This window comes from Streptomyces vastus, from assembly GCF_039532825.1.
Classification (GTDB): Bacteria; Actinomycetota; Actinomycetes; order Streptomycetales; family Streptomycetaceae; genus Streptomyces; species Streptomyces vastus.
On the sequence record NZ_BAAASJ010000071.1, the window covers coordinates 1 to 643 of the forward strand.

At 68.7% G+C, this 643-nt stretch carries 1 protein-coding gene; it reads right to left on the bottom strand.

Features of this window, described 5'->3' with window-relative positions:
- Window positions 1-5: 5 nt before the first annotated feature.
- A partial coding sequence (locus tag ABD357_RS26270; protein ID WP_344393411.1) for an ABC transporter permease occupies window positions 6-643 on the bottom strand: 638 nt, incomplete at its 5' end.

Here is a 643-nt window from a genome sequence, read left to right on the forward strand (position 1 = left end):
GGTGGTCATACGGCCTCACCTCCCGGGGCGGCGACTCCTACCGTGTTCTCGACCGAGAGCAGGGAGTCCTGCCGTCCGGAGCCGAGCCAGCGCACCAGGGCGACCAGGCCGAGGGCGAGGATCGCGAAGGCGATGAGGATGGCGCTGATCGCGGTGACGCTGGGGTCGATTTCGAAGGTGAGGGAGTTGTAGACCCGCACGGGCAGGGTGACGGTGTCGACGGAGGAGAGGAACTGGGAGATGTAGAACTCGTCGAAGCTGGTGATGAAGGAGAAGATCGCTGCGGCGATCATTCCGGGTGCGGCGAGGGGGAAGGTGATGCGCCGGGCGATGGTCAGGCGGCCGGCGCCCATGCTGGCGGCGGCGTCCTCGAGGCGTTCGTCGATGCCGCGCAGGGTCGCGATGAGGATCAGCACCGCGATCGGTGAGGCGAGCACGGTGTGTCCCAGGGCGATGGCGATCGGGCTGCCGAGCATGGCGGCGGGCTCGAAGAGCAGGAACAGGCCCAGCGCGGTGACGATCTGGGGGATGACCAGGGGTCCGAGGACCAGGGCGTAGACCGCGGAGCGCAGCGGGAGTTCGCTGCGGGTCAGGGCGGTCGCCGCGGTCACGCCGATGATCAGGGAGAAGACGGTGCTCAGGG